The organism is Nocardioides sp. NPDC127503 (assembly GCF_040302165.1).
Taxonomy (GTDB): Bacteria; Actinomycetota; Actinomycetes; order Propionibacteriales; family Nocardioidaceae; genus Nocardioides.
Genome location: NZ_JBEORH010000001.1, coordinates 112,089 through 134,819 on the forward strand (window position 1 = coordinate 112,089; position 22,731 = coordinate 134,819).

24 protein-coding genes are annotated in these 22,731 nt (G+C 69.9%); 14 read left to right on the plus strand and 10 right to left on the minus strand.

Annotation, left to right across the window (positions count from 1 at the left end; translation table 11 throughout):
* Positions 1-5 precede the first annotated feature (5 nt).
* Positions 6-842: a hypothetical protein gene (locus tag ABTW65_RS00545; protein WP_350657817.1), complete on the minus strand. Its 837-nt coding sequence runs from the start codon at positions 840-842 to the stop codon at positions 6-8.
* On the minus strand, positions 839-1,219 hold the full coding sequence (locus ABTW65_RS00550; protein ID WP_350657818.1) for a hypothetical protein: 381 nt from the start codon (positions 1,217-1,219) through the stop codon (positions 839-841). The genes ABTW65_RS00545 and ABTW65_RS00550 overlap by 4 nt, the downstream gene beginning before the upstream one ends.
* 162 nt (positions 1,220-1,381) lie before the next feature.
* On the opposite strand from ABTW65_RS00550, the gene ABTW65_RS00555 reads away from it, so the two are divergent.
* The 7 genes from ABTW65_RS00555 (at position 1,382) to ABTW65_RS00585 (ending at position 7,873) form a co-directional block, all read left to right on the plus strand.
* Positions 1,382-1,567, plus strand: coding sequence for a VOC family protein (locus tag ABTW65_RS00555; RefSeq protein ID WP_350657819.1), 186 nt, complete (start codon positions 1,382-1,384; stop codon positions 1,565-1,567).
* Positions 1,568-1,689: 122 nt separating this feature from the next.
* Positions 1,690-2,388 (plus strand): hypothetical protein, encoded by a 699-nt coding sequence (locus ABTW65_RS00560; RefSeq protein WP_350657820.1) that lies wholly within the window; start codon positions 1,690-1,692, stop codon positions 2,386-2,388.
* Positions 2,389-2,521: 133 nt separating this feature from the next.
* Positions 2,522-3,109: a hypothetical protein gene (locus ABTW65_RS00565; protein ID WP_350657821.1), complete on the plus strand. Its 588-nt coding sequence runs from the start codon at positions 2,522-2,524 to the stop codon at positions 3,107-3,109.
* Positions 3,106-5,475, plus strand: a complete 2,370-nt coding sequence (gene ppsA, locus ABTW65_RS00570; RefSeq protein WP_350658619.1) for a phosphoenolpyruvate synthase — start codon at positions 3,106-3,108, stop codon at positions 5,473-5,475. The genes ABTW65_RS00565 and ppsA overlap by 4 nt, the downstream gene beginning before the upstream one ends.
* Positions 5,476-5,556: 81 nt before the next feature.
* Positions 5,557-6,519 (plus strand): universal stress protein, encoded by a 963-nt coding sequence (locus ABTW65_RS00575; protein WP_350657823.1) that lies wholly within the window; start codon positions 5,557-5,559, stop codon positions 6,517-6,519.
* A 14-nt stretch (positions 6,520-6,533) separates the two neighbouring features.
* Entirely contained in the window at positions 6,534-6,950 is a 417-nt protein-coding gene (locus ABTW65_RS00580; protein ID WP_350657824.1) for a pyridoxamine 5'-phosphate oxidase family protein, read from the plus strand.
* Positions 6,951-6,985: 35 nt separating this feature from the next.
* Positions 6,986-7,873 carry a universal stress protein gene (locus ABTW65_RS00585; RefSeq protein WP_350657825.1) on the plus strand — a complete coding sequence of 296 codons (888 nt, stop codon included), beginning with the start codon at positions 6,986-6,988 and terminating at the stop codon, positions 7,871-7,873.
* Here ABTW65_RS00585 and ABTW65_RS00590 read toward each other — a convergent pair.
* The 4 genes from ABTW65_RS00590 to ABTW65_RS00605 form a co-directional block, all read right to left on the minus strand.
* On the minus strand, positions 7,831-9,015 hold the full coding sequence (locus ABTW65_RS00590; protein WP_350657826.1) for an NAD(P)/FAD-dependent oxidoreductase: 1,185 nt from the start codon (positions 9,013-9,015) through the stop codon (positions 7,831-7,833). The genes ABTW65_RS00585 and ABTW65_RS00590 overlap by 43 nt on opposite strands.
* 27 nt (positions 9,016-9,042) lie before the next feature.
* The gene (locus tag ABTW65_RS00595) at positions 9,043-9,237 is read right to left on the minus strand and encodes a ferredoxin (protein ID WP_350657827.1); all 195 of its coding nucleotides are present in this window, start codon (positions 9,235-9,237) and stop codon (positions 9,043-9,045) included.
* Positions 9,234-10,646 carry a fatty acid desaturase gene (locus ABTW65_RS00600; protein WP_350657828.1) on the minus strand — a complete coding sequence of 471 codons (1,413 nt, stop codon included), beginning with the start codon at positions 10,644-10,646 and terminating at the stop codon, positions 9,234-9,236. The genes ABTW65_RS00595 and ABTW65_RS00600 overlap by 4 nt, the downstream gene beginning before the upstream one ends.
* An 88-nt stretch (positions 10,647-10,734) precedes the next feature.
* Complete coding sequence (locus tag ABTW65_RS00605; protein WP_350657829.1) at positions 10,735-11,952, minus strand: helix-turn-helix domain-containing protein; 1,218 nt, start codon at positions 11,950-11,952, stop codon at positions 10,735-10,737.
* A gap of 84 nt (positions 11,953-12,036) precedes the next feature.
* Between ABTW65_RS00605 and ABTW65_RS00610 the strand changes: the two genes are divergently transcribed.
* Positions 12,037-12,855: a MerR family transcriptional regulator gene (locus tag ABTW65_RS00610; protein WP_350657830.1), complete on the plus strand. Its 819-nt coding sequence runs from the start codon at positions 12,037-12,039 to the stop codon at positions 12,853-12,855.
* An 84-nt stretch (positions 12,856-12,939) separates the two neighbouring features.
* Positions 12,940-14,289, plus strand: a complete 1,350-nt coding sequence (locus ABTW65_RS00615; protein WP_350657831.1) for an amidase — start codon at positions 12,940-12,942, stop codon at positions 14,287-14,289.
* Here ABTW65_RS00615 and ABTW65_RS00620 read toward each other — a convergent pair.
* Positions 14,286-14,801 (minus strand): GNAT family N-acetyltransferase, encoded by a 516-nt coding sequence (locus tag ABTW65_RS00620; protein ID WP_350657832.1) that lies wholly within the window; start codon positions 14,799-14,801, stop codon positions 14,286-14,288. The two genes, ABTW65_RS00615 and ABTW65_RS00620, sit on opposite strands and share 4 nt — an antisense overlap.
* A 232-nt stretch (positions 14,802-15,033) precedes the next feature.
* Between ABTW65_RS00620 and ABTW65_RS00625 the strand changes: the two genes are divergently transcribed.
* Positions 15,034-16,716, plus strand: coding sequence for an ABC-F family ATP-binding cassette domain-containing protein (locus ABTW65_RS00625; protein WP_350657833.1), 1,683 nt, complete (start codon positions 15,034-15,036; stop codon positions 16,714-16,716).
* A 126-nt stretch (positions 16,717-16,842) separates the two neighbouring features.
* On the plus strand, positions 16,843-18,651 hold the full coding sequence (locus ABTW65_RS00630) for an ATP-binding cassette domain-containing protein (protein ID WP_350657834.1): 1,809 nt from the start codon (positions 16,843-16,845) through the stop codon (positions 18,649-18,651).
* 70 nt (positions 18,652-18,721) lie between these two features.
* Here the strand turns inward: ABTW65_RS00630 and ABTW65_RS00635 are convergent, their stop codons facing one another.
* Positions 18,722-18,970 (minus strand): DUF433 domain-containing protein, encoded by a 249-nt coding sequence (locus ABTW65_RS00635; RefSeq protein ID WP_350657836.1) that lies wholly within the window; start codon positions 18,968-18,970, stop codon positions 18,722-18,724.
* A 97-nt stretch (positions 18,971-19,067) separates the two neighbouring features.
* On the opposite strand from ABTW65_RS00635, the gene ABTW65_RS00640 reads away from it, so the two are divergent.
* Both ABTW65_RS00640 and ABTW65_RS00645 read left to right on the plus strand, forming a co-directional pair.
* Positions 19,068-19,841, plus strand: coding sequence for an ArsR/SmtB family transcription factor (locus ABTW65_RS00640; protein WP_350657837.1), 774 nt, complete (start codon positions 19,068-19,070; stop codon positions 19,839-19,841).
* Complete coding sequence (locus tag ABTW65_RS00645; RefSeq protein WP_350657838.1) at positions 19,838-20,218, plus strand: VOC family protein; 381 nt, start codon at positions 19,838-19,840, stop codon at positions 20,216-20,218. The genes ABTW65_RS00640 and ABTW65_RS00645 overlap by 4 nt, the downstream gene beginning before the upstream one ends.
* Here ABTW65_RS00645 and ABTW65_RS00650 read toward each other — a convergent pair.
* On the minus strand, positions 20,213-20,815 hold the full coding sequence (locus tag ABTW65_RS00650; protein ID WP_350657839.1) for a TetR/AcrR family transcriptional regulator: 603 nt from the start codon (positions 20,813-20,815) through the stop codon (positions 20,213-20,215). The genes ABTW65_RS00645 and ABTW65_RS00650 overlap by 6 nt on opposite strands.
* 61 nt (positions 20,816-20,876) lie before the next feature.
* On the opposite strand from ABTW65_RS00650, the gene ABTW65_RS00655 reads away from it, so the two are divergent.
* On the plus strand, positions 20,877-22,139 hold the full coding sequence (locus ABTW65_RS00655) for an oxygenase MpaB family protein (RefSeq protein ID WP_350657840.1): 1,263 nt from the start codon (positions 20,877-20,879) through the stop codon (positions 22,137-22,139).
* Positions 22,140-22,142: 3 nt separating this feature from the next.
* On the opposite strand, the gene ABTW65_RS00660 is transcribed toward ABTW65_RS00655, so the two are convergent.
* A complete protein-coding gene (locus ABTW65_RS00660) occupies positions 22,143-22,724 on the minus strand; it encodes a TetR/AcrR family transcriptional regulator (RefSeq protein WP_350657841.1) in 582 nt (193 codons plus the stop codon).
* Positions 22,725-22,731 lie beyond the last annotated feature (7 nt).

Consider the following 22,731-nt stretch of genomic DNA (forward strand, 5'->3'; position numbering starts at 1 on the left):
CCCTTCTACGCCTGACCGCGACGAGACCGCGCGCAACCAAAGGACCAGAGGGACGAGGGTCGCTGCGGCAAGTACGACGAACAACACGACGCCACCCAAGGTCGCGACGTCGGAGGCGGGATCGGCTCGGTGTCCGAACCACTGGTCGACCGCGACACCGTCGCCTCGATCATCCACAGGAACAGCCCGGCTCCGGCGAGGAAGACGCCCCAGGGTCGGCGCTGCCAGAGCAGCACGGCCACGATCGCCAGCGCGGGCAGCCAGACCGCGAGGTCCTGGACGTAGATGGGGTTGGTGGTCAGGCCGGTTCCGTCCAGGAAGCCGGGCGGGTCCTCTCCCAGGTCAGGTATGACGACCCGCAGCCAGGCAAGCGCGTTGAGCGCGACCACGGTCAGGATGAACGCGGCGATGCTGCGCGCGGGCAGCCTGCTGCCCGACACCAGAGGCAGGGGGTCGAGCAGTGCGCTGACCAATGACCACAGTGACAGCCCGAGCAGGGCGACGTAGGCCAGGAACAGCTCGTTGAAGGGTGTGGCGTACACAAGCAGGGTGGCGTTGTAAAGGAGATAGCCGAGCGCGCCGATCAGGGCAGCCCGCCCCCGGACCGAGCCACGGGTCGAGGTGACCAGTCCCACCACCAGCACCGGCAGTGCCAGCGCGAACATGGTGAGCGCAGTGCCGCGCGCGGAGCCGTTCATCACCGGCGTCCCGTTGAGGATCCCTTCCACGAAGAACGTGGGAACGGCACCGACCACCACCATCACAGCAACGGCGGCGCAGAGGCGCTGGGTCCGAGGACTCACCCCTTCGGGGGACCGTACGACGGCGTCAGGCAGTGTCATCGGCTGCTTCTGTCGCGCGCTGGTGTCCAGATCACGACGAGCGCGCCGCTCAGGAGGTAGATCACCTGCAGGAAGTGGAATGCACGGATCGACGCCACCTCTCCGACGATCCAGAACACCATGATGCTTCCGGCGACGATGCTGGCGAGCTGCCAGCCTTCGCTGCGTTTGACCATGACGGCCGCGGCGATCAGGGAGCTGCCACCGACGACGGCCATCAGGATCACACCCGGGAAGTAGTTGCTGGGGAAGTCGGTGTCTCGGACCCACGATGCCTGCTCGGGAATCCAGTCCGTCATCAGCGCGAGCCCTCCGGCCGTGGCGCTCAAGCCGTTGAACAGCAGCAGCCCGAAGAGGGCCTTCCTCGTGCGGCTCATCGCGCCTCCTTCGCCGGGAACAGGTGGGGTGTCACTCCTCATGACGTGACCACGCTAGGCACCGCTCGAGGACTCGAAGCAGTGGCGAAGGTCCCCGTGACTCTCAGCCAAAGTCCTCCCGACGGGCGCCGCCATGAGATGCCGAGGACCAAGGACCTGCCGGTGCGTGCCTTCGCCCCTGTCACCGTCGCGGCCCCCCGCTGGATGCTCGACCGAGACGGCACCCTGCGTCGGGCCAAGGAGATGGGAGGCGAGGCTGTGGTGCCGCCCACCGAGATCCCAGTGGTCGGGTTTTTCGCCATGTTTCGTGATCCTGGCGGCAACATCATCGGTGTGTTCCCGGAATGACCGGAGGCTGGCCTCTGAACTGCATGCCCTGACAGTCGACTACTGGCGTCGGGGCCTTGGTCCCGGACCGGGAGGAATCCTGGCCCGTCCGCCCGGGCCCGGCCAGCCGGGAAGGTGACCACATGAGACGTTGGGTGTGGTCGGCTGTGGCCGCCACCGTGGCCGGTTGCGGTATGGCAGCGCTCATGGCGTGGTCGGTGCCCATGACGATCGGGTGGTGGGCGGGCGCGAGCTTCATCACCCTCTCGCTGCTGGTGTGCCTGGGACCCGAGGCGCCCATCCGGTGGAGGGTCGTGCTCGCCAGGAGTCTGCTGTGGCCGACCGCCGTGCTGGCCGCCGCAGGACTCGTCGTCGCGCTCGGTCTGACCAGCGCGCTGCTGGTGACCGCCGCGGGGCTGGCTGCGGCATGGGAACTGGGGTGGCTCGGCTGGCCGCCGCGCGCCGAACTACCCATGAAGCGCCGTCGCCGCGTGGGCAGGCGGCGTTCGCGCGCAGAGACGGCTGAAGCGTCAGCAGCGCTGGCAGAGGCCATCAGACCCCACGTGATCGATCCGGTCGAGGCGGTCTTGACCGTCACCGACGGGCTGACCGACTCGGACCTGTGCATGGCCTGGCGATCCAGCTACGTGGCCCTCGACCGGGCCACGGACCCGAGCGCGAAGCTGCGGGCGGTGGAGATCCGCGAGCTGCTTCTCGAAGAGCTCGGGCGGCGCGATGCGCCGGGACTGGATGCGTGGTTCCGTTCCGGTGCCCGGGCCGCGGGCGGTCCCGACCGCTACCTCCGGGGCGCGACGCCTCGGCCGTGGCGAGGCGCGTCCTGAGGCCCACCGCCGGGCAGCTCACGGGACGAAGGGCCCGCCCGGGGCGGACCCCGTTCCCTCGACCCGACGGTTTCGGCGGCGGTTGGCTGAAGGCGTCCGGCCAAGACGGGCCGGCGAGACCGTGGGAGGAATCATGACTTCAATCTCCACACCAGGCTCCGCGACAACGCTGCCGGGGCACTACCCGCTGCCCGCCGCGCGGATGCTCGGGACGCTGAGGATCGCGTTCGGGCTCACGTTCCTGTGGGCCTTCTTCGACAAGCTGCTCGCGCTGGGCTTCCACACCGGTGCGATCACCAACGAGGCCGGCACCCGCACCGGCATCGACTTCTTCGCCCAGGACGCCGCCTGGATCAACGGTGGCAGCCCCACCGAGGGCTATCTGTCCAACGTGCCCGAGAACAACTGGCTTCAGGGCATGTGGAACGACATGGCGGGTCAGCCGTGGGCCGATTGGCTGTTCATGATCGGGCTGCTCGGCGTGGGTCTCACGCTCACGTTCGGCATCGGGATGCGGGTCGGCGCCATCGCCGGCGCCACGATGTACCTCCTGATGTGGTTCTCCAGCTTCCCGCTGGATCAGAACCCGGTCATCGACGACCACCTGCTCGGTGCGCTCACCGTCGGCGTCCTGGCACTGACGTACGCCGGTGACACCTGGGGCTTCGGCAAGCAGTGGGCACGGATGCCGCTCGTCATGCACCACCCGTGGCTGCGATGACCACCCGCCCGATCCGCTACACACGTACGTTCGGGGAGGTCGGCATCGCCGACGTCCCCCTGGTCGGCGGCAAGAACGCCTCGCTCGGCGAGATGTATCGCGGCCTCCACGATCGTGACATCCGCGTGCCCAACGGGTTCGCGGTCACGGCCGACGGCTATCGCCATTTCCTGCGTGCCGCTGGCATCGACTCGGCTCTGGCGACGATCTTCGCCGACCTCGACGTCGACGACCGCGAGAACCTCGCCGAGCGCGCCGCCCGGGCACGAAGCCTCCTGCTCTCCGCGGAGCTTCCTCAGGATCTGGCCGACGAGATCGTGGCGTCCCACCAGGAGCTACGGCGGGAGTACGGCAGTGACGTCGCGCTCGCGGTCCGGTCCTCGGCGACCGCCGAGGACCTGCCGGACGCCAGCTTCGCCGGCCAGCACGAGTCATACCTCGACATCCAGGGGGAGGAGGCGCTGCTCGACGCCGTGCACCGTTGCTTCGCCTCGATCTTCACCGACCGGGCGGTCGACTACCGGGCGCGGCACGGCTATGACCAGCTGTCGGTGGCGCTCTCGGTCGGAGTGATGAAGATGGTGCGCTCCGACCTCGCCTGTTCAGGGGTCACCTTCACCCTCGACACGGAATCCGGGTTCAAGGACGTCGTCTTCGTGACCGGTTCCTACGGCCTGGGGGAGAACGTCGTCCAGGGCCTGGTCGAGCCCGATGAGTTCTACGTCCACAAGCCGACGTACGCAGCGGGCCACCGCGCCGTACTGAGCCGCCGTCTCGGGAGCAAGGCGGTGCGCATGGTGCTGGGGGAGACGGAGCCGGTGCGGAACGAGCCCACACCGCCGGTCGACCGCGGCCGTTTCTGCCTCACCGACGAGGACGTGCTTGAGCTGGCCGGAGCGGCGATGACCATCGAGCGCCACTACGGCGAGCCGATGGACATCGAGTGGGCCAAGGACGGCACCGACGGTCTGCTGTACGTCGTCCAGGCCCGCCCCGAGACCGTGGCCGCGAGGAGGCGACCGGCGGTCATGACCCGGTTCGTGGTCGAGGCGCACGGCGACCTGCTCACCACCGGCCGCGCGGTCGGCGCCAGGGTCGGCGCGGGCCCTGCCCGGATCGTCCGCAGCATCGGGGAGGACGTCGGCTTCGCTTCCGGTGACGTGCTGGTCGCAACCAGCACCAGCCCAGACTGGGAACCGCTGATGAAGATCGCCTCAGCCGTCGTCACCGAGCACGGCGGGCGCACCTGTCACGCCGCGATCGTCGCCCGCGAGCTCGGCATCCCGGCCGTGGTCGGCACCGGGGACGCGACCCACGCGATCACCGACGGCGAGGAGGTCACCGTCTCCTGCGCGGAGGGCGATGACGGCCACGTCTATCGCGGCCTTGCCGACTTCCATGCGAACGAGGTCGCCACCGAGCTGACCGCGCGTCCGCGGACACACGTCATGCTCAACCTCGGCAACCCCGGGATCGCGTTCGAGTCGTCCTTCCTGCCCAACGACGGGGTCGGGCTGGCGCGGATGGAGTTCATCCTCGCCGAGCACGTGCGCGTGCACCCGCTCGCCGCGCTGCATCCCGAGCGCATCACCGACGCCGGTCAGCGCGCGGAGGTCGAGCGTCTCGTCGGCGCCGATGGTGCGGCGTACGTCATCGAGAGGCTGGCTGAGGGCATCGGCACGATCGCCGCGGCCTTCTATCCCAAGCCTGTCGTCGTGCGCCTCTCCGACTTCAAGACCAACGAGTACGCGGCACTCCTCGGGGGTGCGGCCTTCGAGCCCGCCGAGGCCAACCCGATGCTCGGTTTCCGCGGTGCCGCGCGCTATGCCCATCCGGCCTACACCGAGGGCTTCGCGCTCGAATGCGCCGCGCTTCGCCGCGTTCGCGAGGCGATGGGCCTGGACAACGTCGTCGTCATGGTGCCGTTCGTCCGCCGCCTCGAGGAGGCCGACCGCGTGCTGGCGCGGATGGCGGAGCTGGGGCTGCGCCGCGGGGAGCGTGGCCTGAAGGTCTATGCGATGTGCGAGATCCCGTCGAACGTCATCCTCGTCGACGAGTTCGCCAAGCGGTTCGACGGGTTCTCGATCGGCAGCAACGACCTCACCCAGCTCACCCTCGGCGTGGATCGCGACAGCGAGCTGGTCGCCTTCGACTACGACGAGCGCGACCCTGCGGTGGAGAGGATGATCGCCCTTGCCGTCCAGGGCTGCCGGCGTCACGGCATGCACTCCGGCATCTGCGGCCAGGCGCCCTCGGACCACCCCGAGGTCGTACGTTCTCTCGTCAAGCTCGGCATCGACGCGATCAGTGTCACGCCCGACTCGATCCTCGCGGTCACGCAGACCGTGCTCGCGGCCGAGGGGTGAGCCGTGGTGGGCGACCAAAGGCCCTTGCCTCGGGCCGAGGGTCCCTGTCGGGGGACCGCCCTGTGGACCGACGCTGGAGACATGATCGAGCGCAAAGAGTTCATCCTGGCAGGAGTCGACGGCACCGAGGCCGGGCTCGCCGCCGCCCGCTATGCCGCCGCTGAGGCGGCCCGAGCCGGTGCCGTGCTGCACCTGGTCTACGTGGTCGACCCGTACGCACCACCGCTGCCGACCTGGCCGGTGGCGCCCACGAGCCCCGACTCCCGGATGGGTCAGCTCGGACGAGCGATCCTCGCTGAGGCGGAGGACGCCGTCGCGGACAGCGGAGCGGTGGTGAGCACGTACTTGCTGCTCGGCCTGCCGGCGACGGTGCTCGCCCAAGAGTCGGCCAAAGCGCGGGTAGTGGTCCTGGGTGACCAGCCGCGCACGCTGCTCGACCGGATCATCACCTCGTCCATCCTCGCCCCGGTCGCGGCTCACGCGCCCGTGCCGATGATCGCCGTCCCCTCCGCCTGGGTGCCCGGGGACGAACCCCGCGAGATCGTCGTCGGGGTCCAGGACGCCGACGGATCGATCCCGCTCGTACGCCGCGGGCTCGAGGTGGCGGCCGAGCGGGGTGCGCCTCTGCGGCTGCTGCACGCCTGGCACACCTTCGGGTCCTATCAGGACTACCTCACCGTCGGGAGCGAGGAGCAGGCCTGGATCGACCGGGCCGAGCGGGAGGTCACCGCCACCCTGGCGGCGGCCCGAGCGGACCTGGGCCCGGAGGCGGCCGCAGTCGACGCCCGGGTCGACGTCGTGCACGCTCAGACGGCGTACGCCCTGGTGGAGGCGTCCCGCACCGCGGATCTGCTGATCCTCGGGCGCGGCCGGAACTTCCACGGCTTCGGGCACCTGGGCGGAACCGTCCGCGCCGTGCTTCGCGAAAGCATCTGCCCGATCGAGATCGACCCGTCCGTGGCACCGGCGTTCGAGGGGGACGCCGGATCCACGGACGGGGCCGCGACAGCAGACAGCCGACCGGTCGGTGCCGGCCGGCAATGACGAAGGAGAAGACGATGTATCTGGCAGCACGATGGTTCCCCGGTCACCTGACCGAGCTCGACCGGGCCGAGTGTGTGGAGCTGCTCGAGCGGAGCGAGGTCGGAAGAGTCGCTTTCGGCGACCCGGACGGACCGCTGGTCCTGCCGGTCAACCACGTCATGGTGGGCGATCAGATCGTGTTCCGCGCCGCGCCGCGCACGGCGATCGCGGACCACGTCGGCACCGGAGCGGTGTCCTACCAGATCGACGAGTTCGACTCCTACACCTCGTCGGGCTGGAGCGTGCTGGCACGCGGGTCCGCGGAGTTCGTCGACGGCGTCTGGCTGACGGCACACGACCTGAGGCCGGAGCCGTGGGCAGACGGCCGGCGAACGCTGTACGTGTGCATCACGCCGACCCAGATCACCGGGCGACGCGTCGTACCGGTCTGAAACACACGAACAGACGAGAAGACGAAAGAGTCGAGATGACGTACGCAGCAATCCCCGAGGGCGCGATCCTGGTCGGGGTCGAGAACTGGCCGGCAGCGGCCGAGAGCGTGTCGTGGGCGGTCGAGCAGGCCTACCGCGACGGACGTGACGTGGGTCTGGTCCACGTGGTGTCGGCTACGACCTTGGAGACGCCGCCCGGGTTCCGGGCCGGAGCGGCCTCGGAGCCCGAGCAGGCGCACGGGTCGGTGGTGCTGTCGAGCGCCGAGCGCTACGCCGAGCATCGCCTCGATGGGCTCTCTGGGGTCTCCGGGTTCGCCGGTTATCGGCGCCCGGCAGTGACCACGTCGCAGCAGATCGGGTCCGTGATACCCGCACTCGTTGCCGCCTCCGGCCACGCGTCGCTGCTGGTGCTCGGATCGCGGGGCAAAGGGCCGATCGGCAGCTGGATCCTCGGCTCGGTCAGCCGTTCCGTCGTCGAGGACGCGCGGTGCCCGGTCGTCGTACTGTGTCCGGGCGCCGGCGGCGTGGGCCGCGGCGTACTCGTCGGCATCGACGGGACCAGCGACTCCATCCCCGCCCTGGAGTTCGCCTTCGACCAGGCCGACCAGCGAAACCTGCCGGTGACGGTGCTGTACTGCTACCGCGCCGGCGGCGCGGAGCGGCCCGACGCCGACCGGGTGCTGGTCGCAGAGTGTGTGGCCGGGCTCCGGGAGCGCTATCCGGATCTGCACCCGCACCTGCGGATCCAGGCCGGAAGCCTCGGGCACGCGCTCGCGGAGCAGGCCCAGACCATGCACATGGTCGTGGTCGGCGGCGGGGGATCGGTGGCCAACCACCTCCTGGACCATGCGCACAGCGTCGTCGCCACTGTCCCGACGACCTACTCCCGAGCTGGTACGACGCCTCCCGCCCCGGCCATGTGAGCGCGGACGTCGGCGGCAGGCTCGGCGGCGAGGGCGCGGCGGAGCCGGGCGATCGGGCCAGGGCTGTCGATGCCGACCGCGCCGACAGGGCGGCCCTCTCGCCGGTAGAGGATGAACCCGTCGCCGTGGTCCTCCTCATCGGCGGTGGTCGTCTCGCCGACGACCTGGATCCGGTGCCCGTGCCAGGTCGACCAGGCGAACGGTACGGAGGCGAAGACCTCGGTCGCTCCGGCGGCGTTCGCGCCGGCGACCCGGCCCTGTTCACCGGCGGCGGTCCAGTGCTCGCTGCGCTCGCCGTCGACGCACGCCACGTCACCCGCGGCCCAGACCCCGGGCGCGCTGGTCGCGAGCCGGCGGTCGCATAAGACCCCGCCGGAGCGGGCGTCCAGCGCGACGGCGCTGTCTGCGAGCCATGCGGTTGCCGGGCGCGCGCCGATGCCCAGGACCACGGCATCGGCAGCCAGGGTCTCCCCGGTGCTCAGCTCGACCTCCTCCACGCCGCGATCCGAGGTGCGTACGTCGGACACGGTCGTCCTGGTGAGCAGCCTGACTCCGGCGTCGGCGTGCAGCTCCATCAGCCGCCCGGCCGCGAGCGGCCCGACAGCGCGCTCCAGCGGGCGGTTGCCCGCCTCGACGACGGTGACCTCGATGCCTCGGGCGCGGGCGGCCGAGGCGATCTCGGAGCCGATGAACCCCGCCCCGACGATCACCACGTGGCGAGAGCGGGCCAGGGAGCCACGTACGGCGAGCGCGTCGTCGTAGCGGCGGAGCACGTGCACGCCGGGGAGCCCGGTCAGTCCGGGCAGGGTCGTCGCCGTGCTGCCCGTGGCGATCACGAGCGCGTCGTAGCCGAGGTCGCCGGCGCTGGTGGTCACCGTGCGCTGCTCGGTGTCGAGGCCGTCGACCCGGACGCCGGAGAGGTGGCGTACCTGCAGCTCCTCGATCACCTCGCTCGACCGCAGCACCGGAACGTCGGGCTGCTCCTCGGCGGAGAGGGCCGCCTTCGACAGCGGTGGCCGGTCATAGGGCGGGTGCGGCTCGTCGCCGACGATCGTGATCGGGCCGGACCAGCCGGCCTGACGTGCGCCCTCGACGGCACGGAGCCCGGCCAGCCCGGCGCCGACGACCAGAAGTGATGGCATTCGTCTTCCTCCGACTCGATGGGCCGCTCAGCCGAGAAGGCGGAGCGCGGAGACCGGGCAGGAGTCGACGGCTGCCTTGACGTACCCGCGGTCCGGGTCTGGCACCTCGTCGGTGAGGACCTCGACGAGGCCGTCGTCGCCGATCTGGAAGTAGGTGTCGGCCTGGGCCTCGCACATGCCGATGCCCTCGCACACGGTCTTGTCCGCTTCGATCGTGTTCACAGCATTGACTCCTTCAGCGGGATGAAGTCGACCTTCTCGCGTACGCCGCAGTCCGGGCAGCACCAGTCGTCGGGGATGTCTCGCCAGGCGGTGCCGGCCGCGAAGCCCTCGAGCTCGTTGCCGACCGCGACCTCGTAGACGTACCCGCATCCCGGGCAGCGACCGGCGGCGACCTCGTCGTCGAAGGTCTGCCTGGTCACGTCGGTCTTCACGGTCTCCTCGGCCGCCGGATCCGCGGGCGGCGGGAACGTGGAGAGCAGCTTGTCGAGCCGGCGGGGGCGTACGTTGGCCTGGCGGATGTCGCCGTCGAAGTGGGCGACCACGCGCGTGTCCATCACCCGGCGCCACAGCGGCGGGACGAGAGCCAACACGATCATCCCGGCGTAGCCGGTCGGCAGGGCCGGGGACTCCCGGTAGTCCCGCAGGGTCTGGTAGCGCCGGGTCGGGTTGGCGTGGTGGTCGCTGTGTCGCTGCAGGTGGTAGAGGAGCACGTTGGTGGCGATGTTGTTGGAGTTCCAGGAGTGCATCGGCAGCACCCGCTCGTAGCGCCCCGACGTGGTCTTCTGCCGCAGCATCCCGTAGTGCTCCAGGTAGTTGACGACCTCCAGCAGGGAGAAGCCGATGACGGCCTGGAGGACGAGGTAGGGGAGGATCCCGACGCCCAGCCAGAGCGTCATCGCGGTCCACAGGGCCACGCTCATCAGCCAGGCGTTGAGGACGTCGTTACCGAGGTGGAACGGGTGGGTGCCCTTGCGCCGGTGGCGCTTGGCCTCCAGGCCCCAGGCGCTCTTGAGCGACCCGAACACCGTGCGGAACCAGAAGCCGTAGAGGTTCTCGCCCATCCTCGAGGAGGCCGGGTCCTCGGGTGTCGCGACGCGTACATGGTGGCCGCGGTTGTGCTCGATGTAGAAGTGTCCGTAGAAGCTCTGCGCGAGGGCGATCTTGGACAGCCAGCGCTCGTGGCTCTCCTTCTTATGGCCGAGCTCGTGGGCGGTGTTGATGCCGATGCCGCCGATGAACCCGATGGTGAGGGCCAGGCCGATCTTGTGCGCCAGCGGCCAGTCCTGGGTCGCGATCAGGTACATCGCGAAGGCGAACCCGGCGTACTGGATCGGGAGGAACGCGAACGTGATGTAGCGGTAGAACCGGTCCTCCTCGAGCTCCTCGATGACGTCGTCGGGCGGGTTGGATCGGTCCAGGCCCGCCGCGAAGTCGATGGCCGGGACGAGGCCCAGGACGACGATCGGCCCCGTCCACAGGAACACGCCCCACCCGGTCAGCGCGTAGCCACCCACGGCGATGAAGGCGAAGGACGGGACCACGAGTCCGAGGAGCCACAGGTAACGCTTCCTGTCCCGCCACCTCTCGGTGGAGCCCCTGTCGACGGTGCCGCTGGCGTCGAGTGTCATCTCTGCTGCCTCCTGTGATCTCGGTTACGACCACTGTCAGAATGGACGTACGCAGCAGCGAAGTCTCTGGCCGATCAGGCCGAATCGCTCACGGATAACTGTGCGTATTCACAGTCGGTCTCGTGAGGAAGGCGTCGTGGTAGTCGAGCGCCAGCAGCAGGTCGCCGGCCCGCTCGCGCAACGGGCGCCCGAGGAGCCGCTCGGCCTGGGCGACGCGGTAGCGGATGGTGTTCTTGTGGATGCCGAGCCGCTCGGCGAGCCGGTCCGCCGTCTCGGCCGAGGTGAGCACCTCGCGCACGGTTTCGCGGAGCCGGTCATGGGGCGGGTCGGCCAGTCCGCGCAGCGTCGTCCGGGTGAATCGCTCGGCGGCAGCGGGGTCGTGTGAGATGAGGACCAGTGCGGCTACGTCGTCGTAGGCGGTCACCGGGTCTTGGCGTCCTGGCGCCTGTGCGACCCGCTGGGCCGCCTGGGCGTCGAGATGCGCTCCGACGAAACCGTCGAGACCGCTTCCGCCGACGCCCACCGTCACCCGGACCGTTGTGGAATCGATCCCGGTGTCGGTCACCGTGTCCGGTCGCTCGCTCAGCGCGAGCCAAGCCCACATCTCGCGGCCGCCTGGGCGCACCAGCACCGAGCGGGCATGGCCGGCTCGGCGGGTGACGGCTGTGAGTGCCGCCTCCAGCTGCTCGATCGAGTCGGCGGTGAGCGCGTGCGCGACCAGGGCGACATGGCCAGGGACGTTGATCGGGTGGCCGTCCAGCGCGGCGGACAGCTCGGTGGGGGAAACGCTCCGGGTGTCCAGTGCCTCGGAGACCACCTCGAAACGGCGAGCGTCCCCGCGCTGCCTGATCCGGTTCGTCTCGGTCTGGTGGATGAGCACCGACTGCTCGACCGAGGAGCCGAACCACGCAGTCGCCTTCGTCCAGAACCAGACCAGCAGCGCCTCGTGGTCGAGATCGCTGGGCGCCTGCCGGACGACCTGCACCGCGAAGTCCCAGCTCGCCTCCTGCGCCCGCTGGTAGACCTTGAGCAGCAACGGGAGACCGAGATGGCGACGCGCCGCCTCGAGTGCAACGACATGTGCGGTCGGGACCAGCTCGAATTCCGCGTCCGGCAGCGTGATCCGGTCGAGGAAGGCGTACCAGTGCTCTTCGACGGCCTTCAGGAGGAGGGGCCTGAGGTCGGCCAGATCGATCTCGCCGTCGGCCAGGATCGCGTCGGCGGTCGACGCGGCCCAGCGGGCCACCTCCTCGGGCCGGCGTTGCTCGTCGGCGAATGCCGCCAACCAGTCACCGATCTCGGTCATCGCACTCACCTCTCTCGGTCTGTCCGGCTGTGCGCCTCGGCAGTTTACAAATCTCTGGTCCTGCGGCCGGCGTATAACGGGGTGGTGTTCTCCATCGGCGACTTCGCGCGACATGGCCAGGTGTCGGTCCGAATGCTGCGGCACTACGACAAGATCGGGCTGCTGCGTCCGGCGAGAGTTGACCCGGTCACCGGCTATCGGTCCTACGACGCCGGCCAGCTCGGGACGCTGAACCGCATCGTTGCATTGAAGGATCTCGGCCTGACCCTGCAGCAGGTGGGCTGGATTCTGGCCGATGACATCGGTGCCGAGGATCTGAGGGGGATGCTGCACGCCCGTCGCGTCGAGCTGGCTGCACAGATCGATGCGGACATCGCGAGATTGGCTCAGGTCGAGAGCCGGCTCAGGATCATCGAAGCCGAAGGCGCGATGCCGACCGCAGAGGTCGTCGTCCGATCGGTTGCGCCCGCGCGGGTGGCCGAGGTCAGTGCATCAGCCGCCGGCTTCGATCCCGAGTCGATCACCCCTGTGATCCGTCCTCTCTACGAGCGGCTGTCAGCGCATCTGGCGGATGCGGCCGTCTCCGTTGTCGCACCGGCGATCGCCTACTACGACCACCACGCCGACGGCACCGTGACGGTGCACGCGGCGCTTCCGATCGGGGGCAACCCAGCAGGCAGGGACCACTTCGTCGTCAAGGACCTACCCGCGGTCACGTCGGCGGCGACGCTCGTGCACCGTGGCCCGATGGAGGATGTCATGTCCTCGGTGCAGCAGCTGGCTCGCTGGGTGGACAGCCATGGGTTCTCCTCCGCCGGGCCCTCGCGGGAGGTCTACCTCGACGTCTCCGCGGACGGCCGCGAGTTCGTCACCGAACTCCAGGAGCCCATCGCCGCGACCTGATCCGGCACACAGGTACCTCCTAGGGCGGCTGGTTGTGGTGCGGACGCTAGACCGTGACACGGTGTCAGGGTCTAGAAAGGCGATGTGACCACCGATCTCGCCTTTGCCAGCGCACGGACGCTGTCCGCCCGCATCGCCCGTCGAGAGATGAGCGCTGTGGAGGTGCTCGACTCCCAGCTCGCGAGGATGGAGGCGCTGAACCCGGCCCTCAACGCCGTAGTCTCGCTCGATCCGGACGCGGCGCGATGTGCCGCACGACACGCTGACGACGCTGTCGCTCGGCGTGCGGACCTCGGACCGCTGCACGGCGTGCCGATCACGCTCAAGGACGGTCACGATGTGGCAGGCATGCGCACCACACTCGGGACTGCGGCCCTCGACCGGGTGCCGGAGCGTGACGGGACGATCGCGGCTCGCCTCCGGGCGGCAGGCGCGATCATCGTCGGGCACACCAATGTCCCGCCCTTCCTGGCCGGCTACGACGCGGACAACCCCCTCTTCGGACGCACCGACAACCCGTGGGACAGCGGGCGTACGCCCGGCGGGTCCAGTGGCGGAGCGGCTGCGGCGCTGGCTGCGGGGATGACCCCCGTGGAGGTCGGTTCCGACCTGGCAGGGTCCCTTCGCATACCGCCGCACTTCTGCGGTGTCTACGGACTCATGGCGACCGAGCATCGCGTCCCCGTCACCGGGTTCTTCCGGCCGCCCGACGGCAGCGCGCAGACCGTCCGCATCCTCTCCAGCCTCGGTCCGATGGCCCGCGACCTCGATGACCTCGAGCTGATCCTGCGACTCGTTGCCGGACCCGATGGCCTGGACTCCGACGTTCCACCGGTGCCGCTTCCTCCCCGGCGTAGGCGATCAGCGACGAGCCTGCGCCTGGCCTGGGCCGAACGGCTTCCCGATGCACCAGTGGCGGACGACCTTCGTACGGAGGTCGAGCGGGTTGCCACCGAGGCCGCCTCCGCGGGTGCGGCGGTCGAACAATGCCTCCCCGACCTCGACTGGTCGGACCAATGGGTGTTCGGCGAGCTGATGAGCCTGACCGAGGTCTACGTGCCCGGCGCCGATCCGAAGACGCTCGCCTGGTACTTCCATGCGCTCGAGCGCCGCGACCGGTGGATGAGCGCGTGGGAGCGCTTCTTCGATGATCACGACGCCCTCATCCTCCCGCCGGCCGCGTCGGTGGCCTTCCCGCACGGGGCCGGCGAGACCGACCGGCAAGGACTCAGCTGCGTGTTCGCCAACCTCGCCGGCCTGCCGGCGTTGACGGTCCCCGCAGGTCGCAGTGCGGACCGCCGCCTGCCCATCGGCGTGCAGATCGTCGGCCCCAGGTGGTCCGAGATCCGGCTTCTGGACATCGCGGGTTGCCTCGAGGACTTAGGGATCCTCCCGGGTTTCCGGCCTCCGCCGGATGTCGGGATCGGAGGCTAGATCGCCATCCGGAGGATCGCGCCGGGCCAGGGCTCGGGGCGTCCGGTGTCGACAGTGAACCGCCGCTCCAGTGCGAACCCGAATCTCTCGTACGTCCGGACGAGCGCCTGGTCGTCCCCGGCGTAGCAGTCGAGCCTCAGCTGCGCGACACCTCGCTGCCGGGCGATCTCGACGGCGTCGTCGACCAGCGTCCGGCCGATGCCGGAACCGCTCCGGGCACGGTCGGTGACGAGCAACTGTAAGTAGAGCTCGGGGATCGGCGCGGGATCGACGTACGGCATTGGTTCGTCGGCCAGCACGCAGACCCCGACCACCTGCCCGTCCGCCTCGGCGATGCGGGTGGTGCGCTCGGTGAGCATCGTCCGGATCTGCTCGACCCGAGCCTCGACGGACGAGAACGGCGCCTCGCCCCACTGCCCGGTGCGGCCCTGCGAGGCGAGCCAGGCGACGGCGGCGTCGAGGAGACTCATCGCTGCTGGGAGGTCGCTCACCGACCCGGTTCTGACGTGCATGGAGCGAACGCTGGCACGGCTCCGATCGGCTGTCGAACGCTTTGGACGTGGTGCGGAAAAACCGGTCGCGGGCCTCGATGAGCGGCTGATAGCGTGTGCCGCGATGGGTACTCTGAAGCGATAGATCGGGACGCTGCGTCGAGTCTTCTCCGCAGTGGGTCCTGAGCGACCGCGCCGTCCGACCCGGCGCGCTCGAGGTCCGTGTTCCGACCCGTCGCCAAGAGGAGTCCTCTTGTTCCCGTCTGCTTTCTCTCCATCCGCCGTACGCAGCCACCGCATCTGTGAGCTGCGCTCGGCCACCGTCCGCTTCGCCGAGCGGATCGTCCTCGACCGTGTCGACCTCGCCGTCGGCCCGACCGACCGACTCGCCGTCATCGGCGACAACGGCGCCGGCAAGTCGACCCTGCTGGACCTGCTGGCGGGTGCGGTGGCGCCCGTCGCCGGCGAGACCCGCGTCGTCATCCCTGGCGGCATCGCGCACGCCGCCCAGGAGCCGCGGTTCCCGGCCGGGGCGACGGTGCGAGCTGCCGCCGACCTCCTGCTCGCGGACCTGCGGGCGCTCGAGTCGCGCATCCAGCGTTGCGCTGAGCGCCTGTCCAACGCCGGCGACCAGGATCAGCCGGCGCTGCTCGAAGAGCTCGGCGAACTGACCGACCGGTTCGAGGCGCGCGACGGCTACAGCGTCGACCGGCGTGTCGACGCCGCGCTCGACCAGCTCGGTCTGGGTTCTGTCGATCGGGGGCGTCCGGTCGAAGGGCTTTCCGGAGGTGAGCGCGCCCGGCTCGCTCTCGCCGTGGCGCTGTCGGCCAACGCAGAGCTGTTGCTACTCGACGAGCCGACCAATGACCTCGACGGTGCGGCCCTGGCCTGGCTCGAATCGCGGCTGGACGCACACCGCGGAGCCATGGTCGTGGTCACCCACGACCGCGCCTTCCTCGAGCGGAACGCCTGTGACATCGTCCAGGTACGCGACGGCGGGCTGCGGCGCTACGGCAACGGCTACGCCGGCTTCCTCGTGGCGCGCGCGACCGAGCGACGCCGCCAGGCCGAGCAGCACGAGGAGTGGAAGGCCGACCTGGCCCGCAACGAGGCTCTCGTCGCGGCGAACGCGTTCCGGCTCTCCGCGATCCCGCGCAAGCTCGAGCTGGACGGATTCGGTCACGGCGCCTTCCGAGCGCGCAGCCGCGACCACGGCGCGATGGGTCGGATCCGGATGGCGAAGGAGCGTGTCGCCCGGCTCCGGGCCGATCCCGTCGCGCCGCCACCTGAGCCGCTCCGGTTCGCCGCCGGCCTCGGGTCGGACGCGTCGCCGGCCGACGGGCCCCACATCGCTCTTCGTGACGTACGTCGTGAGGCCGGTGCCGGGCTGCAGATGACCGAGTGGTCGCTGAGTGCCGGTGACCGCTGGCTGGTCACCGGACCGAATGGGGCGGGCAAGACGACGCTCCTGCGGCTGCTGGTCGGCGAGCTCGCGCCGGATTCGGGGACCGTCGAGCGCGCCCCGGGAGTGCGGGTCTCCTGGCTCCGCCAGGACGTCGCGGCGCCGCCTGCGGGCTCGGTCGTCGGCGTGTTCGCCCGCGCCGTGGGGATCCATCGCGAGGATGCCGTCGAGCGCCTGCGGCGGTTCGGGCTGCTGCGCGAGGAGGAGATGGGCCGCCCGGTGCGGGCTCTCTCTGTCGGGCAGCGTCGCCGCCTCGACCTCGCGATCGCACTGGCAGACCCTGGTGACGTACTTCTTCTGGACGAGCCGACCAATCACCTCGACCCCGAGCTCGTCGAGCAGCTCGAGGACGCCCTGGACGCCCACCCCGGCGCCGTCGTCACCGTCACCCACGACCGCCACTGGATCCGCCGCGCCTCCGCGGCGCGGCGCGTCACTGTGCGCAGCGGTGGTCGGGCGGAAGTCGTCGGCTGAGGAAGTGCTTCCCGGGGCGAACGAATTTTCGTTCGCCCCGGCGAAGGCCGCACCCACGGGTCCGTTCCTTGTCACGATGCGTACGGACAAGGAGCACGACGCCGTCTTCCTGCTGAAGGAGATCTCTTGACAGCGAACCTGACCGACGCGGAGACCGCTTCCGACACCGAACCCACGCGCGAGCCGACGATGACGTGGCAGGAGGCGCTGGCCGCGACGGTCGCTGCATCGTGGAGCGGCCTGCGGGATGCGGCGCGCCACTCGCCGCGGTGGTTCCTGGTAGCTGTCGCGTTCGGCGTGATCGATGCGCTGCTCCCGGCCGCGCAGGTATGGCTGCTGGCCCGGACCGTGCTCGCCCTCGGGCGTGAGGACGGGGTTGGTGGTGAGGTCGTCGCGCCGCTGACTGGCCTGATCCTGGTGCTCGCGGTCAGCGACCCGATCGGCCAGGTAGCCAGCAGCGCGGCGGTCCGAATCAGGTTCCAGCTCGAATACCACTACACGAAGGACCTCGCGTACGCCGCTGGCTGCCTGCGCGCAGCCCAGCTCGCCGATCCAGCGACCGTGGTCGCCCTGGAGGCGGCGCGGAAGGGTGCCAGCTTCCTGGCGTGGGTGCCGCGGGACGCACTCGCGGCGATCGGCACCTTGGTCACCTCAGTCGGACTGTGCGTCACCGTCTGCTCGATGAACGTCCTCTCCGGCCTATTCGTGATGGCGGCGATGGTTCCGACGATCGTGCTCCACGCCTATGTCGCCCGTCACGAGACGAAACACTGGCCCGAGTACGCCAGGGCGACGCGCTACGCCGACTACGCCACAGAGCAGCTCATCCAGCAGCGCTCGGGCACCGAGCTCGCGGTCGCCGGAACAGGTGAGAAGGTCGCCGGAATCGCCTCGGCGCATGCGCTGCGCGGGTTGCGGGTCTTCGAGCGGATCCAGAACATCGAGCTCCGCTGGCAGATCATCGGCGCCGGGTTCACCGGCCTGCTCGTCGCGGCCGCCGTCCTGTCGATGGTCGCGGCTGACCTGCCCGGCGGGCTGACCGCCGCCGCCGTCGCGGGTGTGCTCTCCGGGCTCGCGGCGGTGAGGTCGGCGAGCTACTCGTTCGGCGGCCTGATCTCGGCGAGCCCGCACTCGCGGTTCTACCGCGATGCTCTCGACCTGGCCTCAGCCGAGGAGTCGGCCGACGTCGTCGCCTCCGTCGACCGCTTGGACGTACGCGACCTCACCGTCACGTATCCCGGGGCCGCGAAACCTGTGGTTGTCGATGCAGACCTGCAGGCGGTACGCGGCGAGATCATCGCGCTGGTCGGCGTCAACGGAGCGGGCAAGACGACGACGATCAACGCGATCCTCGGTGCCCTGGCGCCCGACTCCGGCGAGGTGCTGATCGACGGCGTCGACGTGCTCACGATGACCGAGCGGCAACGGTTGGCCCACTTCGGCCTGCTCACCCAGGAGTTCGGTCGCTACGAGTTCACCGTCCGCGAGACGGTCGGCCTCGGTGACCCGCGCCTCGACATCCCCGAACCCGACCTCGACCAGGCGCTGCGTACCGCTCTGGCGACCGACCTGGTCAGGGACCTGCCAAGCCAGGTGGACAGCCAGCTCGGCGCACAATGGGAAGGGGTCGGGCTCTCCGGCGGCCAGTGGCAACGCCTCGCCCTGGCCCGGGTCGCGCTGCGCCGGGCGGGGATCTGGATCCTCGACGAGCCGACCAGCGCCATCGACGCCGAGGCCGAGCGGGAGGTCTTCGCCCAGCTCCAGGCCACCCGTCAGGACCGGATCACCATCGTCGTCTCCCACCGCGCCTGGACCCTGCGCGGCATGGACCGGATCTACGTCTTCGACGCCGGCCGCATCGTGCAGTGCGGGACGTACGACGAGCTCCTCGCCGCACCCGGCCGCTTTGCGGAGATCTTCGCCGACCAGGTGTAGGGCGCAGACCGCTGATGGATTCGCCGGAAGCCCGAACTCAGGAGAAGAAGGTCCTGGTCCAGAAGCAGCCTCACACAGATTCCTGCAGCGGAAGGTAGAAGTCGCGCTGCGCGAGCGCAGCCGCGTAAGCGAAGACCTGCTGGGCATCTTCTGGCTCGAGGAACGGGAAGTCCTCGCGGATCTCCTCGAAGGTCATTCCGGCCGCGAAGAGTTCGAGGAGCTGTTCGACCCCGAACCGGTAGCCGCGAATGCACGCCTGACCACCGAGCTTGTCGGGCTCTACGGTCAGCCGGTCGAAGCCCGGAACTGTCTGTGTCATGCGTTGAAATCTACGCCTCTGGACCTCCCCGATTGTCGCCGCGAGGAGCCAGGCGAAACCATTGACATGAAACCAAATGGTTTCCTATCCTGGATCTGTGGAACAGGTGTTTCGAGCCCTTGGTGACCCGACTCGGCGGGCGCTGCTCGACGCGCTGTTGCAGGAGGACGGGCAGACGCTGTCCTCGCTGGTGAGCCGTCATTCGATGACCCGTCCGGCGGTGGCCAAGCACCTGGCGATCCTGGAGGAGGCCGGCCTGGTGGTCGTCGTGCGCAAGGGACGCGAGAAGCACCACTTCCTCAACGTCGTGCCGATCCGCGAGATCCACGACCGCTGGGTGACGAAGTACACCGAGACCTGGGCGAGTGGCCTCGCCGAGCTGAAACGAGACCTGGAGCGCACGATGGAGAAAGTCTTCGAGATCTATATCCGCACCACGCCGGAGCGGCTGTGGGAGGCGATCACCGATCCGCAGATCCGCGCGAAGTACCACTTCGGCGCCGGCGTCCACTCCGACTGGACCCCGGGATCGGGGTTCACGATGGTGCACCCGGGGTCGGAGGGGCCGCTCGCGGAGGGCGAGAACATCGTCGTGGAGCCGCCGACACGCCTCGTGCAGTCGATGCGGACGCTCTGGTCCGACGCTGCCGAGGAGCAGGGCACCACGCGCGTGACCTGGGAGATCGAGCCTGTCGGCGACTCTTGCCGCCTCACTGTCACCCATGACCAGCTGCGCGGCGACGCGCCCCCAGAGCTCTACGGCGGCTGGCCGATGATCCTGTCCGGCCTCAAGACGTGGCTGGAGACGGGGGAGACCCTGACCACCCCGGGATCGCAGATGTACGACCCGAACCGAGAGGAAACCTCATGAGCACCATCACCGACATCCGCACCATCGGGATCACCACGGCCGACCAGGACAAGGCCATCGCCTTCTACTGCGACACCCTGGACTTCGTCGTACGCCTCGACGTCAACGGCCCGACCCGCTGGGTCGAGGTCGCGCCGGCCGGCGCCGACGTCTCCCTCGCCCTCGTCGCCGGAGACCGCGAAGCGGGGGAGGTCACCGAGACGGGGATCCGGTTCAACGTCCCCGATGCGGCTGCCGCACGCGAGACGCTCAGCTCCCGTGGAGTGGGCGTGGGTGAGCTGCTGCTCTGGCCGGGCGTACCGCCGATGTTCACGTTCGACGACCCCGACGGGAACCGCTTCGTGATCCTCGAACAGACCGCGGCCGAAGCATCATGACGTGGCGTGGCCCAGGTAGCCCGCGGTGAGCGCGACCATCTCCTCGAGCACGGCCTCGCGCGGGTAGGGCGGTCGGTCGAGCACCCACCGCAGCGCGACGTTCTCCATCGCCACCACCAGCACCCACGCGGTGATCTGCGGGTCGGGACGGGTCATCGCATCCGATCCGGCCCTCAGATAGGCGGCGGTGAGGTCGCGTACGCGGTTGACGAGAGCTGCGTGGCGATCTCGGTTGCGAGAGGCGGGGAGCTCTTCGGTCAGGACGCGCAGGAGGGCCGGATCCTGCTCCAGCCCGGCGAGGAGCGCGTCGGCGACCGACCGGATCGCCGGTGTGCCGGTGCTGCTGCTCGCCTGTAGTGCCAGCGCCGCGGCGGTGCGCTCGGAGACGTCCTCCCAGTAGCGGCTGATCACGATGTCGAGGATCGAGGCCTTGTCGGAGAAGTACTGGTAGAGCGAACCGGGGCTGATTCCGGCGGCGACCGCGACGCGGTTGGTCGAGAACGTCTCGTATCCGTCGTCGATCAGCACCTGGCGCCCGGCTTCCAGGATGCGCTCGACCGTCGCCCTCGAGCGGGCCTGGGTGGGTGTCTTGCGCATGCCCCTACGTTAGGCAGAACGCGAATTGAAAGCGAGCTCTGGCTCGCATCACGCTGGATGCATGACCACACTCGCGCAGCAGGGCACCCAACCCACCGGATTCCCCACCCGTTTTCGCGAAGGCGAGGCGCGCAGCCGCCGTCTCGGCCGGCCGTTGCGCCTCCTGGGGCGCATCGCCGAGGTCGACGAGGACCTGATGGAGCGGATCGGGCGGGCGTTCAGCGAGCGGGACGAGGCCGGCGCGCGGCTGGCGGAGGCGATCCGGATGCGAGCCGGGACTCCGGGCAAGGTCACGATGACCCAGCTGCGTACGGCCCTGGAGCACGGTGCCGCGGCGGTGGAGTCCCCGCCTCCGGCGCTCGCCGACTTCTTCGCGCAGGTCGAGGCCACCCCGGACTGGGTCGACTGGGACCTCGTCGACGAAGGCGGCCACGTGTTCACGCGACTCGGCCAGAATGCGGCCGACGTGCTACTGCAGCTCTCGCTCATCAGCGGCTACCGGTTCGGCGGCCCGCCGGACCTGCTCGTGGCCACCGGCGGCCTGACCGGCAGCACCACCCGGCGACGCCTGGCCGAGACCCAGCACTGGGCGGTGAGCCTGCGCAAGCCCGGGGCGCTGCGGCCACCGGAGCCGGGATCGGTTTCGGGTGAGGCGTGGCGGCTCACGGTCCACGTACGGGCGATGCATGCGCTGGTCAACGCCGGGTTCGAAGAGAGGTGGGACACCAGCAGGTGGGGGCTGCCGATCAACCAGGCCGACCAAGCGGCCACGCTGGGCCTGTTCGACGGCGTACTCATCATCGGGTGCCGGGCGCTGGGAGTGCCGATCTCCAGGCAGGACGCGCGGGCGCTGATGCATCTGTGGAAGTACGTCGGCTGGCTGATGGGCGTCGACGAAGACTTCCTCGTCGACAACGAGTGGGAGCGGCACCGGATCAACTACCACGTGCTGCTCTCGCAGGCGGAGATCTCCGAGGCCGGACCGCAGCTGGCGCAGGCAGCGGTCGACGTCCAGCGGGATCGCAGCTATCCGGGTTGGCCGGGTTCCTTGGAGCGGGTACGTGGCTGGTACGAGAAGGAGCGGGTCCTCTCGATGCTGACCGTCTTCCTCGGGACCAGGTCGATGCACGAGCTCGGCCTTCCGACGAGGCCCCCGTGGGCGCACGCCTACCTGCTGCCGCTGAACCTGCTCAGGCATCGGGTCCTCGGCCGAACCGCGAGGGGCCGGGATCGCCTGGAGAGGCGCGGTGAACGCAATGCCGACTCGCTGCTGGCCAGCTACTTCGGCCGTGAGAGCGCGGCGGTCGGCAACCTCCCGGAGTGAGCGTCAGCCGCGGGTGACACCGGGAGGGGTGAGGGCGGCCTGGACGGTGCCGTCGATCAGGGCGGCGGCTTCGGCCGCCTTGATCTCGCCCCGGTAGACGGCGCCGGAGGCGGCGTGGAGGACGCTCTGGAGCAGGGTCAGCTGCCACGCGAGCGGCTGGTCGTCGCGGAAGCTGCCGTCGCGGCGACCGCGCTCCATGAGCGGTTTCCAGCGGTCGACCAGCCCGACGTGAACCGCCTGGAACTGCTCCTGGGGCATGCTCTGCTCGGCCGCGACGATCAGCGCGCCGTACTGCTGCGTCAGTCGCCACGACGCCTCGAGGAGCCGACTGAGGGCGGCACGCGGATCGCCGTCGAGGTCGACCCCGCCGAGTGCCTTGTCGGCCTGCTGGATCGCACGTTCGACGACCTGGGCCACCAGGGTCGCCCGGGACTCGAAGTGGCCGTAGAGCGTGACCCGCCCGACGCCTGCCGCCTTGGCGATGTCGGCGACGCTGACGTCGGGATCGCGGGCGAGGCAGGCGGTTGCCGCGTCCATGATCGACTCGATGTTCTTACGTGCGTCGGCGCGCTTGAGGGTCGTCACGGCCGGA

Bases quoted from the DNA above. Each gene is read 5' to 3' on its own strand.
- ABTW65_RS00545 (WP_350657817.1), bottom strand. From the start codon at position 842: ATGACACTGCCTGACGCCGTCGTACGGTCCCCCGAAGGGGTGAGTCCT.
- ABTW65_RS00550 (WP_350657818.1), bottom strand. From the start codon at position 1,219: ATGAGCCGCACGAGGAAGGCCCTCTTCGGGCTGCTGCTGTTCAACGGC.
- ABTW65_RS00560 (WP_350657820.1), top strand. From the start codon at position 1,690: ATGAGACGTTGGGTGTGGTCGGCTGTGGCCGCCACCGTGGCCGGTTGC.
- ABTW65_RS00565 (WP_350657821.1), top strand. From the start codon at position 2,522: ATGACTTCAATCTCCACACCAGGCTCCGCGACAACGCTGCCGGGGCAC.
- ppsA (WP_350658619.1), top strand. From the start codon at position 3,106: ATGACCACCCGCCCGATCCGCTACACACGTACGTTCGGGGAGGTCGGC.
- ABTW65_RS00575 (WP_350657823.1), top strand. From the start codon at position 5,557: ATGATCGAGCGCAAAGAGTTCATCCTGGCAGGAGTCGACGGCACCGAG.
- ABTW65_RS00580 (WP_350657824.1), top strand. From the start codon at position 6,534: ATGTATCTGGCAGCACGATGGTTCCCCGGTCACCTGACCGAGCTCGAC.
- ABTW65_RS00585 (WP_350657825.1), top strand. From the start codon at position 6,986: ATGACGTACGCAGCAATCCCCGAGGGCGCGATCCTGGTCGGGGTCGAG.
- ABTW65_RS00590 (WP_350657826.1), bottom strand. From the start codon at position 9,015: ATGCCATCACTTCTGGTCGTCGGCGCCGGGCTGGCCGGGCTCCGTGCC.
- ABTW65_RS00600 (WP_350657828.1), bottom strand. From the start codon at position 10,646: ATGACACTCGACGCCAGCGGCACCGTCGACAGGGGCTCCACCGAGAGG.
- ABTW65_RS00605 (WP_350657829.1), bottom strand. From the start codon at position 11,952: ATGACCGAGATCGGTGACTGGTTGGCGGCATTCGCCGACGAGCAACGC.
- ABTW65_RS00620 (WP_350657832.1), bottom strand. From the start codon at position 14,801: ATGCACGTCAGAACCGGGTCGGTGAGCGACCTCCCAGCAGCGATGAGT.
- ABTW65_RS00635 (WP_350657836.1), bottom strand. From the start codon at position 18,970: ATGACACAGACAGTTCCGGGCTTCGACCGGCTGACCGTAGAGCCCGAC.
- ABTW65_RS00645 (WP_350657838.1), top strand. From the start codon at position 19,838: ATGAGCACCATCACCGACATCCGCACCATCGGGATCACCACGGCCGAC.
- ABTW65_RS00650 (WP_350657839.1), bottom strand. From the start codon at position 20,815: ATGCGCAAGACACCCACCCAGGCCCGCTCGAGGGCGACGGTCGAGCGC.
- ABTW65_RS00655 (WP_350657840.1), top strand. From the start codon at position 20,877: ATGACCACACTCGCGCAGCAGGGCACCCAACCCACCGGATTCCCCACC.